Below are 16,083 nucleotides of genomic sequence, written 5' to 3'. Positions count from 1 at the left end.
TGACAGCGACGCAGGCGTGGGGAGAACAAGCACCGAGGCGGGAAAAGTCCCCCAAGCTGGGCAGGGAGCCGTGCGGCACGGAAAGATGGGCCCATGCGCCCCATGATCACCACCAGCGAACTCGCCGCGCAGCTCTCCGGGCCGGAATCGGCACGCTCCGTAGTACTCGACGTCCGCTGGCGGCTCGCCGGCCCGCCCGGCGCCGATTCCTACCGTGAGGCGCATCTCCCGGGCGCGGTGTACGTCGACCTCGACACGGCGCTCGCCGGGGAGCCGGGCGACGGCGGCCGTCACCCGCTTCCCGAACCGGAGACGCTGCAGCGGCATCTGCGGACGGCCGGGGTCCGCGCCGGTCACCCGGTCGTGGTCTACGACGACGCCGACGGTTCGGTCGCGGCCAGGGCGTGGTGGCTGCTGCGCTGGGCCGGGCACGCCGAGGTCGCCGTGCTGGACGGCGGGTTCGCGGCCTGGACCGAGGAGGAGCGCCCCGTCACCGCCGAGGCCCCTTCGCCCGAGGAGGGGGACATCGTCGTGAAGCCCGGCGGCATGCCGGTGCTGGACGCGGACGAGGCGGCCACGCTCGCCAGGGACGGCTTGCTCTTCGACGCGCGGGCGAGGCCGAGGTACGCGGGGGAGACCGAGCCGATCGACCCGCGCGCCGGGCACATCCCCGGTGCGGTCAACGCGCCTTTCTCCGGGCATCTCGGGGAGGACGGGCGCTGGCGCGACGCCTCGGAACTGGCCGAGCGGTTCGAAGGTCTCGGCGTGACCCCGGAGACCCCGGTCGGTGTCTACTGTGGATCGGGCGTCACCGCCTCGTCCGTCGTGCTCGCGCTCGAGGTCGCCGGTCACCCGGCGCCCGCGGCGTTGTACGCGGGTTCGTGGTCGCACTGGTCGCGCGATCCGGAGCGCCCGGTGGCCACCGGGGATCTGCCCGGCTGACCCGCGGGCGTCCGGAACGACGCACGAGCCGCGTCCGGGCACTAGAGTTCGGACCATGCGAGCACCGGCCGTCGTATGGGACTCCTCGCTGCTGGGCTACGACCTCGGCGGCGAGCATCCGTTCAATCCGGTGCGGCTCGAACTGACGATCCGGCTCGCCACCGAGCTCGGCGTGCTCGACGGGGTCGACCTGCTCGTCCCCGGCCCGGCGGGCGAAGACGAGCTGCGCCGCGTGCACCTGGCCGAATACATCGAGGCCGTCCGGCAGGCGCCGATGACCGGTGCCGACTTCGCGCACGGGCTCGGCACCGAGGACAACCCGGTGTTCACCGGGATGCACGAGGCTTCCGCGCTGGTCGTGGGCTCGACGCTGCTGGCCGCGCGGAAGATCGCCGAGGGTGAGGCGACGCGGGCGGTCAACATCGCCGGCGGGCTGCACCACGCGATGCCGGGCAAGGCGTCGGGTTTCTGCGTCTACAACGACTGTTCGGTGGCGATCTCGTGGCTGCTCGACCACGGTTTCGACCGCGTCGCCTACGTCGACACCGACGTGCACCACGGCGACGGCGTGCAGACGGCCTTCTACGACGATCCGCGCGTGCTGACCGTTTCCCTGCACCAGCACCCCTTCACGTTGTGGCCGGGAACGGGGTATTCGGCGGAGATCGGCAAGGGCGGGGCCGAGGGCACCGCGGTCAACCTCCCGCTACCGCCCGGCACCCGCGACACCGGCTGGCTGCGGGCGTTCGAGGCGGTGGTGCCGTCGCTGCTGGAACAGTTCCGGCCGCAGATCCTCGTCACCCAGTGCGGCGTCGACTCGCACGAGGAGGACCCGCTGGCGGACCTCTCGCTGTCGGTGGACGGCCATCGCGCCATCTACCGGCGGCTGCGTGAACTGTCCGAAGCACACGCCGGTGGCCGTTGGCTCGCCGTGGGCGGCGGTGGTTACCAGCTGATCCGGGTGGTGCCGCGCTCCTGGACCCATCTGCTCGCCACCGTGCTCGGGCGCGACGTCGACCCGGCGACGGCGCTGCCGCCGAACTGGGTCGCGTCGATCTCCAGGGCGGCGCCGCAAGCCGAGCTCCCGGCAGGCATGTCCGACGGCCGCGAGACCGCGTTCGTCCCGTGGGGAGACGGAGAGGACGAGCCGGTCGACATCGCCATCCGTGACACCCGCCGCGCGATCTTCCCGCTGCACGGCCTCGATCCGGACGATCCGAGGGACTGACATGGCCAGTGAGGACACCAAACGCGACCCCTACGACTTTCCGCGCGAGTGGGAGGCCGACGTCCTGCTCTCCGACGGCGGCACGGTGCACCTCCGCCCGGTGATCCCCAGCGACGCCGACGGGCTCGTCGCCTTCCACGGCAGGCTGTCCGAACGCACCCGGTACTTCCGGTACTTCGGCGCCTATCCGCGGATCCCGCAGCGCGACCTCGAACGGTTCTCCGTCGTCGACCACCACGACAGGGTCGCCTTCGTCGCGCTGCTGGGCGACGACATCGTCGCGGTCGGCCGGTACGAACGGCTCGAACACGGGCCGTCGGCCGAGGTCGCCTTCGTCGTCGACGACGCCCACCAGGGCCGCGGGCTCGGGTCGATCCTGCTGGAACATCTGGCCGCCGCCGCCTCGGAATGCGGACTTCGCCGCTTCGTCGCCGAGGTGCTCGCCGAGAACGCGGCGATGGTCCGCGTTTTCCGCGACGCGGGCTACCAGGTCAGCCGCGAGATCGAGGAAGGCGTGCTGCACCTGGAGTTCGACATCGACCCGACCGAGGAGTCGCTCGCCGTCGCCCGTTCCCGGGAGCAGGCCGCCGAGGCGCGCAGCGTGCACAATCTGCTGCACCCGAAGTCGGTCGCGGTGATCGGCGCGTCCACAGATCCGACGAAGATCGGCTACGTCGCCCTCACCAACCTCCTCAGCGCCGATTTCGCCGGCACCGTGTACCCGGTCAACCCCGAGCACAAGTCCGTCCGCGGCGTCCGTGCCTATCCGTCCGTCGTGGACATCCCCGAGGACGTCGACCTCGCGCTGGTCGCCGTGCCCGCCGAGGCCGTCGAGTCCGTTTTGGACGGTGCGCTGGCCAAGGGGGTCAAAACCCTCCTGATCGTCTCGGGCGGGTTCGCCGAGGCCGGGCCGCACGGGCTGCACGCCGAGCTGAGGCTGGTCGGGGAGGCCAGGGCGCACGGGATGCGGGTCGTCGGCCCGAACGCCCTGGGTGTGCTCAACACCGACGCGTCGGTCCGGCTCAACGCCACCCTCGCGCCCCGCCTGCCCGCGCGCGGCCGCACCGGGTTCTTCTGCCAGTCCGGCGCGCTGGGCACCGCCATCCTCGCCGACGCCGAGGCGCGAGGTCTCGGGCTGTCGACGTTCGTCTCGGCGGGCAACCGGGCCGATGTCTCCGGCAACGACCTGCTCCAGTACTGGGAGACCGATCCGGCGACCGACCTCGTCCTGCTGTACCTGGAATCGTTCGGCAACCCGCGTAAGTTCGCGCGGCTCGCGCGGCGGCTGGCGCGGACGAAACCGGTGGTGGCGGTGAAATCCGGCAGGCACGCGGTCCGTCCGCAGCTCGCCGCGACGTCGGCGGAGGTCGACGAGTCCAGCGTCCAGGCCCTGTTCGAACAGGCGGGTGTCGTCCGCGTCGACACGCTCGCGCAGCTCTTCGACACCGCGCTGGTCTTCGCGCATCAGCCGCTGCCCGCCGGCCCACGGGTCGCGATCGTGGGCAACTCCAGCGCGATCGGGCTGCTCGCCGCCGACACCGCGCGGGCGCACGGCCTCCGGCTGGCCGCCGATCCGGTCGACGTCGGGCCGCAGGCGAGCCCGGAGGAATTCGCCGCGGCCGTGCGTGAGGCGCTCAACTCGCCTGAGACCGACGCGCTCGTCGTGGTCTTCGTGCCGCCGCTCGCGATCCCGGGCACCGCGTACGCCCGCGCGCTGCGGGAGGTCGTCGTCGAGATGGACAAGAACAAGCCGATCGTGTCGACCTTCCTCGCCGTCGAGGGGGTGCCGGACGAGCTGGCCGTGCTGTCCGAGGACGGCGTGCCGACGCGGGGTTCGGTCCCGTCGTACCCCAGCCCCGAACGTGCGGTGAACGCGCTCGCGCGAGTCGTGCGCTACGCCGCCTGGCGGCAGCGGCCGCAGGGGAACCTGGTGCGGCCCGCGGGTCTGCATGCCGAGCAGGCGCAGGTGATCGTCAGCGAACTGCTGGCGGCCGAGGACGGCAAGACGACCCTGCTGTCCGACGACGACGTGGTCCGGCTCCTGGGCTGCTACGGCATCGATGTCGTCCCGTTCCGGGTCGTGACGTCCGCGGACGAAGCGGTGACGGCGGCCGAGGATCTGGGCTTCCCGGTCACCCTCAAGGCCGTCGACGAGCGGCTGCGCGGCAGGCCGGACCTCGCGGGCGTGCGGCTCGATCTGTCCTCTGTGGACGGAGTACGCCGGGCGTATCTCGACCTGCGGGAGATTTCCGGTGACGACGAGGTCTACGTCCAGCGGATGGCACCCAAGGGCATTTCGTGCGTGGTCGGGCTGCAGGACGATCCGTCGTTCGGCACGCTCGTGTCGTTCGGTCTCTCCGGGCTGGTCAGCACGCTGCTGGGGGACAGGGCCTACCGTGCGGTCCCGCTCACCGACGTCGACGCCGCCACCCTGCTGCGCGAACCGCGGACCTCGCCGCTGCTGACCGGGTACCGCGGCGACGAACCGGCGGATCTGGCCGCGCTCCAGGACATCGTGCTGCGCGTCGCGGCGCTCGCCGAGGACAACCCCGAGGTCCGCTCGATGACGCTCGACCCGATCCTCGCCTCGCCGGACGGCGCCTTCGTCGCCAACGCGCGGATCGTGCTGGGCCCGCCACCGTCCCGGCCCGACACGGGACCGCGACGGCTGCGGCCGATCAACGCCCCTGCCTGAGCCCCGTCAGGAATCCCACTCCTGGGGCGAGCGGGCCGCGAGATCCGCGTCGTGGCCGGTGAACGCCGCGATATCGCCCCGGATCGTGTTGTGGAACGCGACGATCCGCCCGTCGTGGACGAGTTTCGTCTGCACCGCCCGTGCTTCCCCGGCCAGGGGACCGGCGGGGATGGTCAGCGTGGTGGCGGTGTGCACGAGATCGAACCCGCCGCCGAGCGGACGGCTCGACACCTGGCGGATCCGCAGCGTGCTGCCCCGGTAGATGGTGTCGAAGATGTTCTGGCTCTCGCGTGCGATCGTCGCGCGGCCGCGCTGGATGCGGCCGACGACGTCGACGAAATCCGCGTCCTCGGCGAAGTTCGCGGCCCACGCCTCGCCGTCGCCCGCGTTCCAGGCGCGTTCCAGCGCGGTGATGATCTCCTCGGTGGTCATCGCTATCCTTTCCTGTAACGACGATCCATTGGTTAGAACAACGTTCCAAGTTTCGAGGAGCATACATGTCGGCGGACCTTCCCGGCATCGTCCGGTTGCGCGATCGACGTGAGGCGCTGACGCTGCGCACGATCCTGACGGCGGCCCGCGGCCTGTTCGCCGAGCGTGGGTACGCGCGGACGCCGATCCGCCTCATCGCCCAGGAAGCGGGAGTCGCCCCGCAGACCATCTACGCCCACTTCGGTTCGAAGGCCGGTGTCCTCGGTGGTCTCGTCGACCTCCTCGACGACGAGGCCGGGATTCCCGACCTCGTCGCCGAGGCGCAGCGGACCGACGATCCGGTGGCGCTGCTCGGCCTGCTGGCCACGGTCGCCCGCCAGGTCCGGGAACGCTGTGGCGACATCGTCACGATGCTCGGCTCCGGTGCGGCCGTCGATCCGGACATCGCCGCGACCCAGGCGGAAGGTGCCCGGCGTAACCGGCTCGGCGTCGAGATGGTCGTCGGCCGCGTCCGAGAGAGCGGGCGCGCCGTGGTACCCAGGGCCGCGGACATCGCCGTGGCCCTGATGAGCGCCGACGTCCACACCAGCCTCGTCGCCGAGGCCGGGTGGAGTCACGACGACTACGAAGCCTGGCTCAAGGACACCTTGGTCACGGCGCTGCTTCGGTGACGCAGGGTCTTGCCGAAGAACTCCGAGAGCCGGGTGCGCTGTTCGGCGACGCTGCGCGCCGGATCGATGGTGCCGACGAAGGCGGCCGGGGCGTTGCCCAGCTGCGGCAACAGCGTCTGGTAGTCGGTGAAGCTGAAATGCTCACCGTCCGGCAGCCGCGCCTCGCGGGTCCAGCCGCGCTGGTTGCGGAGGAACTCCTGCCAGGACGCGTCCGACGCGGCGCTGTGGTCACCGGCGCTCATCAGCAGGAACGGCCGGTCCAGCCCTTCGGCGGCGACGCGGCCGAAGATCCGCTGCGACTGCGAGTGGGCCATGCTGCCGTCCAGGTTCGCTCCGGCGACGACGCGCCGGTCGCTCACCATCGTCTCGCCCGCGGTGAACCCGCCGGCGGAATGGCCGAACATGCCGGCCTCGGTCAGTCCGAGCGAGTCGAGGACGAAGCGCGTGTCACGGACGCGGGTCTCGATCACGCGTTTCGACACCTCGATGCTCGACGGCGGCAAGGCCTTCTTCGCGACACGGCCACCGGGGAACTCCACCGCTTCCGCTTCGTGGGTGTGGTCGATGGCCACGACGACGTAGCCTTCGCTCGCGAGCTGTTCCAGGTGGGTGGTGCCGTGCGAACGCGACAGGGTGCCGCCGGGCGAATACAGCACGACGGGTCGCTTGCCACCGATCGCGGGCGCGCCGATCCGGGAGTGGGTGGGGAAGCGGTAGTCGAGCTGGTCCGCCGTCATGCCCAGCTTGACGGCGTCGCCCTCGGCCACGACCTTCGCGACACCTGGCGCCATGTACGGCGCTTTCGGCTTTCCGCTCGGCAATGCCGGGTACCGCACGGTGACCATCAATTCCCTTGTCGCACCGGGAACCCACGGGTCCTGGCGGGCGTGGTCGACGAGGTGGAGGTCGGTGCTGCCGACGGCGTACGGACCTGTCGGCGCGGGGAGGCTCAAGCGGACGGGTGCCGCCGACGCGGGCGGCGCGAGGAGGACGGCGGGCAGGGCGAGAGTGGTCGCCAGTACGCCGATCCGGCGCGTTGTTCGTTTCATGGCACCGAACGTAGGCAGCGGGCCGGTGCCGGGACATCGGGAAGATCACCGGTGCCGACCCTGGGATCAGCCCCGGGCCCCTGCCGCGTTCAGCCCTCTGAATGCGGTAGTTGCCAGCGCGAACTACCGCATTCAGAGGACTGAACGCGGGGATAGCGCAGCTCCCACGCCGCGCTGGAACCGTCCGCGGCCAGGTTTCGCTTGAGCACCTTATGGGTGGCCGTCCGTGGTAGTGCGTCGAGCACCCGCACGAACCGGGGCCACTGCTTCGGTCCCAGATCGCCTTGCGCGACAACGAAAGCGGCGAGCTCGTCGGCGTCGATCGGCGACCGGCAGACCAACGCGGCCATCACCTGGTCGCCCACCCGCGGATCCGGCACGCCGTACACGGCGGCCTCGCTGACGGCGGGGTGCCGCAGGAGCGCGCGTTCGATCGGGGCGGTGCCGAGGTTTTCGCCGTCGACGCGCAGCCAGTCGCCGAGCCGTCCCGCGAAGTAGCAGTAGCCGTCCGCGTCCAGGTACGCCAGGTCACCGGTGTGGTACATCCCGCCGCGCATCCGCTCGGCCTCGGCCGCCGGATCGCCGTAGTAACCGGCGAAGAAGCCCGGGCCACCGGTGTTGACCAGTTCGCCCACCGCCTCGGCGGCGTTGAGCAGCCTTCCGCCTTCATCGAACTCCGCCGGGGGACAGGGTTTTCCGGTCTCCGGGTCGAGGACGGCGACGCCGTCGAGCAGGCGGCCGAGCGAACCGGCCGGGGTGGTGGCGTCCCGTCCGAAGTTCACGCCGCCCTCGGTCGAACCGAAGGCGTCGACCACGTGGCAGCCGAATCGCGTGCCGAAAGCGGCGAGGTCGGCTTCCGCGCCTTCGTTGCCGTAGACCAGTTTCAGCGGGTTGTCGGCGTCGTCGTCCCGTTCGGGAGTGGTGAGCACATAGGACAGTGGCTTGCCGACGTAGTTGGCGTATGTCGCCCCGAACTTCCGGATGTCCGGCAGGAAACCGGAGGCCGAGAACCGCCGCCGCACCGCGATCCCCGCGCCCGCGGCGAGCCCGACCGACCAGCCCGCCATGATGGCGTTGGAGTGGAACATCGGCATCGACACGTACACGGTGTCCTCTGTGGACAGACCGAACCTGGTGGCCAGCATCTCGCCGGGGTAGGCGATCTTGCCGTGCGTGCACCGGACGGCCTTCGGGTCACCGCTGGTGCCGGACGTGAAGATCAGCATGAGCAGGTCTTCCGGCTTCGCGGCCACGGGGTCGGCAGCCTCCCGCGCCGGCTCCAGCTCGCTCAGCGGCAGCACCGGTACATCGGTGTCGGACAGCAGCGGAAGGTATTTTTCCTCGGCGAACACCAGCTCGCAGTCGGCCAGTGCGACGTCGCGGGCGAGTGCCGCGCCCCGGCGCGTCGGGTTCAGGCCGACCAGCACGCGCCCCGAAAGCGCCGCCCCGCCGAGCAGGAACGAGAACTCGGGGACGTTGTCCGCCAGCAGCCCGAAGTGCCCGCCGGGCCGAAGGATCGCGGCGAGCGCGGCGGCGTGCCCAGCGCAGGCCCGGACGTGTTCGGCCCACGTCCAGCGCCGGTCTTCGAACAGCAGGCCGGTCGAGCGGTCCTCCGCCCGCGCGAGCAGGAGTTCCGTGACCGTGGGGGTCATGCCGGGTCCGCGGCCAGCAGGTCGCCGAGTCCCCGCAGCTGCGCGGTCGCTCCGCCCAGGGTGAACTCGAGCCGTTTCGCCGCGACGAAGTAACGATGCAGCGTGTGGTCGACGTCGATGCCGACCCCGCCGTGGACGTGCACGGCGGTATGCGCGACGCGGTGCCCGGCCTCGGCCGTCCAGAACTTCGCCGTCGCGACCTCTTCGGCCGCCGGAAGCCCTTCGCTGAGCCGCCAGGCGGCCTGCCACAGCGTCAGCCGGACGGCTTCGACATCGACATAGGCGTCGGCGAGCCGCTGCCGCACCGCCTGGAAACTCCCGATGAGGTGGCCGAACTGCTTGCGTTCCCGCGCGTACGCCGCGGTCAGCTCCAGCGCCCGTTCGATCACGCCGAGCTGCTGCGCGCAGACGCCGACCGTGCCCCGCAGCCGCAGCCATTCGCCGATGTCGCCCAAGGACGTGGCGGCCTTCGCGCCGGACAGCTCGACGAGGGCCGCGTCGGCGTGGTCGACGGTCCGCTGCGGCGAGACCGTCACGGCGTCCCGGTCGAGCAGGAACACCTGACGGCCGCCGTCGATGGCGGCTTCGACGAGGAATCCGTGCGCGAACGCGCCCGAAGCCACCGCGGTCTGGGCACCGGTCAGCCGCCAGCCGTCGCCGTCGGCCTCGGCGGTGAACCCGGACGGCACGCCGTAGTCCGGCAGCGCGACCGCGAGGACGTGGTCACCGCGCAGGACCGGGACGACCCAGCGCTCCGCGAGCCGCCCGTCTCCGAATTCGGCCACTGCCGCCGCGCCCATCACGACCGACGTCAGATACGGAACGGGCGCGACCGCGCGGCCGATTTCGGCCAGCACGGAACACTGCTCCAGCAGCCCGAATCCGCCACCGCCGACCGACTGCGGCAACGCGGCGTCGAGCACCCCGGCCTGGGCCAGAGAAGTCCACAGTGGAGCGTCGAAGCCGCCGGAACCGTGCGGCCCCAGCACGTCGGGGGTGACCTTATCCGTCAGGATCCGGCGCGTGAGCGAAGCGAGATCCTGCTGCGCTTCGGTGAGCGTGAAGTCCATGGGTGTCTCCTAGCGCGTGACGGGCAGGCCGAGGGCGGTCGCGGCGATCATGTCCCGCTGGATCTCGTTGGTCCCGCCGCCGAAGGTGAGGATCAGCGAAGACCGGTGCAGCCGTTCGATCCGGCCGCGCAACTGGGCACCGGGGGAGCCCTCGCGGACGACGGCGCCCGCGCCGAGGATCTCCATCATCAGCCGGTACGCCTCGGTCGCGAACTCCGTGCCGAAGACCTTTGTCGCCGACGCCTCCGCCGGGCCGAGCTCGCTGCTCGTGGCCGCCCAGGCGATCCGCCAGTTCCGCAGCTTCAGGTATTCGGCGTGCGTGTGGATCCGCGCCAGGTGCAGCCGCACCCACGGCTGGTCGATGACGCGCGAGCCGTCGGGCAGTTTCGTGGTCTGCGCCCAGCTCCTCACCTCGCGCAGCGACGTCTGGATCGGGGCGGCCGAGGTCAGCGCGACCCGCTCGTGGTTGAGCTGGTTCGTGATGAGCGGCCAGCCCTCGTTCTCCCCGGCGACCCGGGAGGTCACCGGGACGCGCACGTCGTCGTAGTAGGTCGCGCTCGTGCCAGGACCGGCGACCGTGTGCACCTTCGTCCAGGAGAAACCGGGGGCCGAGGTCGGCACGATCAGCATGCTCAGGCCCTTGTGCCTGCGGGCGTCGGGGTCGGTGCGGGCGGCCAGCCAGACGTAGTCGGCGTACTCGATCAGGCTCGTCCACATCTTCTGGCCGTTGATGACGTAGTCGTCGCCGTCGCGGACCGCGCGGGTGCGCAGTGACGCCAGGTCGGTGCCCGCGCCGGGCTCGGAGTAGCCGATCGCGAAGTGCAGCTCGCCGGCGGCGATCTTCGGCAGGTAGAACGCCTTCTGTTCTTCGGTGCCGTAGCGCATGATCGTCGGCCCGACGGTGTTCACCGTGAGGAACGGGACGGGCACCCCCGCCGCGGCCGCCTCGTCGGTGAAGATGAGTTGATCGAGCATCGGCCGGTCCTGCCCGCCGTACTCGCGGGGCCAGCCGATCGCGAGCCAGCCCGCGCTGCCGAGGTCCCGGACGATTTCCTTGTACACCAGGCCGTTGCCGTACTCGCCACCGTCACCGGCCAAGGCTTCACGGCGTTCGGGGGTCATCAGCCCGGCGAAGTACTCCCGGAGTTCGCCCGCCAGTGCCCGCTGCTCCGGCGTGTAGTCGATCCGCATCCGTCACCTCTGCCGTCGGTGCTCGTTACTGGTGCCATGGCCGCTCGCGGCGGTAAGGTAGAACCTGTTCTAGTTGTACCAGGTATGGCGGCGAGGAGGGAATATGGAGATCGACGTCGATCGCTCGCTCTGCGAGGCGAACGCGATCTGTGTCGGCTTCGCGCCCGAGGTCTTCGATCTCGACGACGACGAGGAGCTTGTCCTCGCATCGGGGGAAGTTCCACAGAACCAAGTAGAACGTGTTACTCAAGCTGTGGCGAGCTGTCCGAAGAACGCCCTGCTCATACGTGGTTAGCACCGTTCATTTAATGCTTGCATCGACCAAGAACAGATTCTAGTGTGTGTGGAGAGGCAAGGAGGCCCGGAGTGAGTTTGGACGGCAAGACGGCCATCGTGACCGGCGCCGGCGCGGGACTCGGCCGGGCCGAGGCGCTGGCGCTGGCCGCCGCGGGAGCGTCGGTCGTGGTCAACGACGTGTCCGCCGCCGCGCAGGCGGTGGCCGACGAGATCGAAGCCGAGGGCGGCAAGGCCATCGCGGTCACCGGCGACGTGTCGGAATCCGCGACCGCCGACGCGCTGCTCACCGCCGCCGTCGACCACTTCGGCGGGCTGCACGTGCTGGTCAACAACGCGGGCGTGCTGCGCGACCGGATGCTCTTCTCGATGTCCGACGAGGAATGGGACACGGTGCTCCGCGTCCACCTGCGCGGGCACTTCCTGCTTTCGCGCAACGCCGGGGCGTACTGGCGCGACAAGTCCAAAGTGGACGGCGCGCCGGTGTACGGCCGGGTGGTCAACACCGCGTCGGAGTCGTTCCTGCTCGGCGCCCCCGGTCAGCCGAACTACGGCGCGGCCAAGGCGGGCATCGCCGCGCTGACCGTCTCCACCGCGCGCGGCCTCTCCCGCTACGGCGTCCGCGCCAACGCGATCTGCCCGCGCGCCCGCACGGCGATGACCGAAGGCGTCTTCGGCGCCGACGCGCCGGAGGGCATCGACCCGCTTTCGGTCGACCACGTCGCGCCGTTCGTGTCCTTCCTCTGCTCGCCGGACGCCGATCGCGTCAACGGCCAGGTGTTCCTCGTCTACGGCGGGATGGTCGCGCTGATGCGGCCGCCGTCGGTGGAACAGCGGTTCGACACCGTCAACGGCACCTGGACCGCCGAAGAACTCGCCACCAGCGTGGGCGGCTACTTCGCCGACCGCGACCCGGAACGGATGTTCTCCGCCTCCGAGATCATGTCGCTGCCGTGAATCAGAGGAGATGACGATGGGCAGGCTCGACGGCAAGGTAGCGCTGATCACCGGCGGCGCCCGCGGGCAGGGCGAGGCGGCCGCACGGCTGTTCGTCGCCGAGGGCGCGCGCGTGGTGATCGCCGACATCAACGACCTCGACGGCAAGAAACTCGCCGCCGATCTCGGCGAATCGGCCGTCTACCAGCACCTCGACGTCGGCGACGAGGCCGAATGGGACGCGGCGATCGAACGCGCCCGCGCTGAGTTCGGCCCGCCGACCGTACTGGTCAACAACGCGGGCATCCTGCACTTCTCGGAACTGGGCAAGACCACGCTCGCCGACTACGAACGCGTCATCCGAGTCAACCAGATCGGCGCGTTTCTCGGGATGCGTTCGGTCGTTGAACCGATGACCGGGGCCGGAGGCGGCTCCATCGTCAACGTGTCCTCAGTCGAAGGGCTCGCCGGGATGCCGTTCCTCGTCGCCTACACCGCGAGCAAGTTCGCGATCCGCGGGATGACCAAGGTCGCCGCGCTCGAACTCGGCGCGAAGAACATCCGGGTCAATTCGGTCCACCCCGGCGCGATCGACACCCCGATGGTCGCCGCCGCCGCGGGCGGGCAGAAAGTCGACATGTCGTGGGTGGGCAAGAAGGTCGCGCTGGGCCGTGTCGGGCAGCCGGAAGACATCGCGAAGCTCGTGCTGTTCCTGGCCAGTGACGAAAGTTCGTACAGCACGGGCGCGGAGTTCGTCGCCGACGGCGGCGCCACGGCCACGCATGCTCTCAAGTTCTGACGCGGAGGTGCCGAGAGCAAAGTGAACACCGCTAACGCACTGGGGCGTTGACAGGTGGAGTAAGACTCGGGGCAGGCGAGGTGGGAGGTTCTGTGGGAGCGACGGTGTCCGTCCCCGGTACGGGTGCGCTCACACAGGTCGGCAGGCTCGCGACCCTGTCGTGGGAAGTGCTGCGCGCGATCTTCAAGCGACCGTTCCAGTTCCGCGAATGGATCCAGCAGTGCTGGTTCTTCGCCAGTGTCACCATCCTGCCGACGGCGCTCGTGGCGATCCCGTTCGGCGCGGTCATCGCGCTGCAGCTGGGTTCGCTGACGCAGCAGATCGGCGCGCAGTCGTTCACCGGCGCGGCGAGCGCGCTCGCGATCGTGCAGCAGGCGAGCCCGTTGATCACCGCGCTGCTGGTGGCCGGTGCGGGCGGTAGCGCGGTCTGCGCCGACATCGGCGCCCGCAAGATCCGCGAAGAGATCGACGCGATGGAGGTACTCGGGGTCAACCCGATCCAGCGCCTGATCGTGCCGCGCGTGCTCGCCGCGATCGTGGTTTCGGTGCTGCTGAACGGTTTGGTCAGCGTCGTCGGCGTGCTCGGCGGCTACTTCTTCAACGTCGTCATGCAGGGCGGCACGCCGGGCGCGTATCTCGCCAGTTTCAACGCGCTCGCGCAGGTGCCGGATCTGTGGATCAGCGAGATCAAGGCGTTCCTCTACGGTTTCGTCGCCGGGGTGGTCGCGGCGTTCCGCGGGCTGAACCCGGCGGGCGGGCCGAAGGGCGTCGGCGACGCGGTGAACCAGGCCGTGGTCATCACGTTCCTGCTGCTGTTCCTGATCAACGTCGTGCTGACCGCGATCTACCTGCGGATCGTCCCGCCGAAGGCGATGTGACATGGCAGGCGAACCCGCTGTTTCGGACCGGACGCTCGAAATCATCGCGCGTCCCGGCGCGATGCTGGAAGGCTTCGGCGGCCAGCTGTCGTTCTACTTCCGCGCGCTGGCCTGGACCCCGCGCACGATCCGGCGCTACGGCCGCGAGATCTTCCGCCTGCTGACCGAAGTCAGCTTCGGCACCGGCGCGCTCGCGGTGATCGGCGGGACGCTCGGCGTGATGATCGGGATGACGCTGTTCACCGGTCTCATCGTCGGCCTGCAAGGCTATTCGGCGCTGAACCAGCTCGGCACCGCCGCGCTGACCGGATTCATCTCGGCCTACTTCAACACCCGTGAGGTCGCGCCGCTTTCGGCCGGGCTGGCGCTTTCGGCCACCGTCGGCTGCGGGTTCACCGCGCAACTCGGCGCGATGAAGATCTCCGAGGAGATCGACGCGCTCGAAGTGATGGGCGTGCCGAGCCTGCCGTACCTGGTGACGACGCGGGTGATCGCCGGCGTCACCGCGGTCATCCCGCTCTACGCCGTCGGCCTGCTTTCGTCGTACCTCGCCTCGCGGCAGATCACGATCTGGCTCTACGGCCAGTCGTCGGGCACCTACGACCACTACTTCACACTGTTCCTGCCGCCCGAGGACGTGCTCTGGTCGTTCCTCAAGGTGATCATCTTCAGCGTGCTCGTCATCCTGTCGCACTGCTACTACGGCTACACCGCCAGCGGTGGGCCCGCCGGGGTCGGCGTCGCGGTCGGGCGCGCGGTGCGGACGTCGATCGTGCTGATCTCGGTCCTCGACTTCTTCCTTAGCCTCGCGATCTGGGGCGCCACGACGACGGTGAGGATTTCCGGGTGAACAGGAGGATGCTGCTGCAGCGGCTCCGGCACCAGGTGCTGGGGCTGATCTTCCTCGTGGTGGTCGTGCTGTTCTTCGTCACCACCATCGCGTTCTACCAGAAGGCCTTCACCACGGTGACCCTGGTGAAACTGGAGACCGACCGCATCGGCAACCAGATGCGCGAGGGCGCGGACGTGAAGGTGCGGGGGATGGTCGTCGGCGAAGTCCGGTCGATTCAGGCCCACGGTGATCGGGCGACGATGGATCTGGCGCTGCAGCCGGACAAGACGTCGGTCATCCCGTCCAACGTGTCCGCGCGGCTGCTGCCGAAGACGTTGTTCGGCGAGCGGTATGTCGCTTTGCAGGTACCGGAGAAGCCGGAGCGGCACATCGCCGAGGGCGACGTCATCCCGCAGGACCGCAGCAGCAGCGCGATCGAGCTGGAAACGGTGCTGGGCAATGTGATGCCGTTGCTGCAGGCCGTCCAGCCGGAGAAGATGGCCAGCACGCTCAACGCCGTCGCGTCCGCTTTGGACGGTCAGGGCAAGCAGCTCGGCGCGACGATGGCGGGACTTTCGGAGTATCTGGGCAAGGTGAACCCGTCGCTGCCGGACCTCAAGGCCGACATCACCGGGGTCGCCGACGCCGCCGCCGTCTACGACAAGGCCGCGCCGGATCTGCTGGCCGCGCTTTCGGACCTGACCACCACGAGCAAGACCCTGGTCGAGAGCCAGCGCGGGCTCGCCGACGTGTACTCGACCGTGACGGCGGCGTCTATCGACCTGACGAGTTTCCTGAAAGTGAACCAGGACAACCTGATCCGCCTGACCACCAACCTTCAGCCCACTTTGGACGTCCTCGCGAAGTACGCGCCGGAGTACCCGTGCCTGCTCAAACAGCTCGCCGGATCGGTGCCGCGCGCGGAACTCGCGTTCGGCAAGGGGACCGCGCACCCCGAGGTCAGCCGGGTGACGATCGAGTTCACGCCGAGCCGGGGCAAGTACCTGCCCGGTGTCGACGAACCGAAGTACAACGACAAACGCGGCCCGCGGTGCTACCCGGAGGTGCCGCCGCCGGGCCGCTGGCCGCAGTACCCGCCGGACGGCGCCATCGACGACGGGTCCTCGAAGCCCGCGCCGCCGCGCGATCCCGACGGCACCCTGCCCTCGAACGGGACCGTGCCTTCGGGCGGGAGCGCGGGCGGTTCGGTGGTGAACACGCCGGACGAGCAGCGGCTGATCGACCTCCTCGTGTCGCCGGCGATGGGCACGGCGCCGGATCAGGTGCCGAACTGGGGGAGTCTGCTGGTGGGGCCGCTGTACCGCGGGGCGGAGGTGGAACTGCGATGAGGACTGTGCCGAACTCGGGTTCCGGGGCCGTGAAGGCCTCCTTCCCTACCCTGAGTGTAGGGAAG

At 70.1% G+C, this 16,083-nt stretch carries 15 protein-coding genes; 10 read left to right on the top strand and 5 right to left on the bottom strand.

Annotated elements, in window-relative coordinates; genetic code table 11:
* Positions 1-93 precede the first annotated feature (93 nt).
* The 3 genes from LCL61_RS32560 to LCL61_RS32550 are packed head-to-tail and all read left to right on the top strand — an operon-like array spanning position 94 to position 4,865.
* Positions 94-942, top strand: coding sequence for a sulfurtransferase (locus LCL61_RS32560; protein ID WP_340683290.1), 849 nt, complete (start codon positions 94-96; stop codon positions 940-942).
* A gap of 55 nt (positions 943-997) precedes the next feature.
* Positions 998-2,170, top strand: coding sequence for an acetoin utilization protein AcuC (locus LCL61_RS32555; protein WP_340683289.1), 1,173 nt, complete (start codon positions 998-1,000; stop codon positions 2,168-2,170).
* 1 nt (position 2,171) lies between these two features.
* Positions 2,172-4,865, top strand: coding sequence for a GNAT family N-acetyltransferase (locus tag LCL61_RS32550; protein ID WP_340683288.1), 2,694 nt, complete (start codon positions 2,172-2,174; stop codon positions 4,863-4,865).
* A gap of 6 nt (positions 4,866-4,871) precedes the next feature.
* On the opposite strand, the gene LCL61_RS32545 is transcribed toward LCL61_RS32550, so the two are convergent.
* On the bottom strand, positions 4,872-5,297 hold the full coding sequence (locus tag LCL61_RS32545; protein WP_340683287.1) for an SgcJ/EcaC family oxidoreductase: 426 nt from the start codon (positions 5,295-5,297) through the stop codon (positions 4,872-4,874).
* Positions 5,298-5,362: 65 nt separating this feature from the next.
* On the opposite strand from LCL61_RS32545, the gene LCL61_RS32540 reads away from it, so the two are divergent.
* On the top strand, positions 5,363-5,968 hold the full coding sequence (locus LCL61_RS32540) for a helix-turn-helix domain-containing protein (protein WP_340683286.1): 606 nt from the start codon (positions 5,363-5,365) through the stop codon (positions 5,966-5,968).
* On the opposite strand, the gene LCL61_RS32535 is transcribed toward LCL61_RS32540, so the two are convergent.
* The 4 genes from LCL61_RS32535 to LCL61_RS32520 all read right to left on the bottom strand — a co-directional run bounded on the left by LCL61_RS32535 (position 5,920) and on the right by LCL61_RS32520 (position 10,930).
* Positions 5,920-7,017 (bottom strand): alpha/beta hydrolase, encoded by a 1,098-nt coding sequence (locus tag LCL61_RS32535; protein ID WP_340683285.1) that lies wholly within the window; start codon positions 7,015-7,017, stop codon positions 5,920-5,922. The two genes, LCL61_RS32540 and LCL61_RS32535, sit on opposite strands and share 49 nt — an antisense overlap.
* 89 nt (positions 7,018-7,106) lie before the next feature.
* Positions 7,107-8,669, bottom strand: a complete 1,563-nt coding sequence (locus LCL61_RS32530) for a long-chain-fatty-acid--CoA ligase (protein ID WP_340683284.1) — start codon at positions 8,667-8,669, stop codon at positions 7,107-7,109.
* Positions 8,666-9,739 (bottom strand): acyl-CoA dehydrogenase family protein, encoded by a 1,074-nt coding sequence (locus LCL61_RS32525; RefSeq protein WP_340683283.1) that lies wholly within the window; start codon positions 9,737-9,739, stop codon positions 8,666-8,668. The genes LCL61_RS32530 and LCL61_RS32525 overlap by 4 nt, the downstream gene beginning before the upstream one ends.
* Positions 9,740-9,748: 9 nt before the next feature.
* Positions 9,749-10,930, bottom strand: coding sequence for an acyl-CoA dehydrogenase family protein (locus LCL61_RS32520; protein WP_340683282.1), 1,182 nt, complete (start codon positions 10,928-10,930; stop codon positions 9,749-9,751).
* Between the two features lie 103 nt (positions 10,931-11,033).
* Here LCL61_RS32520 and LCL61_RS32515 point away from each other — a divergent pair, with 103 nt between their 5' ends.
* The 6 genes from LCL61_RS32515 to LCL61_RS32490 all read left to right on the top strand — a co-directional run bounded on the left by LCL61_RS32515 (position 11,034) and on the right by LCL61_RS32490 (position 16,018).
* Positions 11,034-11,225 carry a ferredoxin gene (locus tag LCL61_RS32515; protein ID WP_340683281.1) on the top strand — a complete coding sequence of 64 codons (192 nt, stop codon included), beginning with the start codon at positions 11,034-11,036 and terminating at the stop codon, positions 11,223-11,225.
* Positions 11,226-11,296: 71 nt separating this feature from the next.
* Complete coding sequence (locus LCL61_RS32510; protein ID WP_340683280.1) at positions 11,297-12,181, top strand: 3-oxoacyl-ACP reductase; 885 nt, start codon at positions 11,297-11,299, stop codon at positions 12,179-12,181.
* Between the two features lie 16 nt (positions 12,182-12,197).
* Positions 12,198-12,959, top strand: coding sequence for a glucose 1-dehydrogenase (locus tag LCL61_RS32505; RefSeq protein WP_340683279.1), 762 nt, complete (start codon positions 12,198-12,200; stop codon positions 12,957-12,959).
* Positions 12,960-13,051: 92 nt separating this feature from the next.
* Positions 13,052-13,837, top strand: coding sequence for an MlaE family ABC transporter permease (locus LCL61_RS32500; RefSeq protein WP_125688226.1), 786 nt, complete (start codon positions 13,052-13,054; stop codon positions 13,835-13,837).
* A 1-nt stretch (position 13,838) separates the two neighbouring features.
* Positions 13,839-14,687, top strand: a complete 849-nt coding sequence (locus LCL61_RS32495) for an ABC transporter permease (RefSeq protein WP_340683278.1) — start codon at positions 13,839-13,841, stop codon at positions 14,685-14,687.
* An 8-nt stretch (positions 14,688-14,695) separates the two neighbouring features.
* Entirely contained in the window at positions 14,696-16,018 is a 1,323-nt protein-coding gene (locus LCL61_RS32490) for an MCE family protein (protein WP_340688734.1), read from the top strand.
* The last annotated feature ends 65 nt before the right edge of the window (positions 16,019-16,083 follow it).

It is taken from the genome of Amycolatopsis coloradensis (assembly GCF_037997115.1).
Lineage (GTDB): Bacteria > Actinomycetota > Actinomycetes > Mycobacteriales > Pseudonocardiaceae > Amycolatopsis > Amycolatopsis coloradensis_A.
Note: the sequence above shows the minus strand (reverse complement) of the source record. Positions and strands in the feature narration are given on the sequence as shown.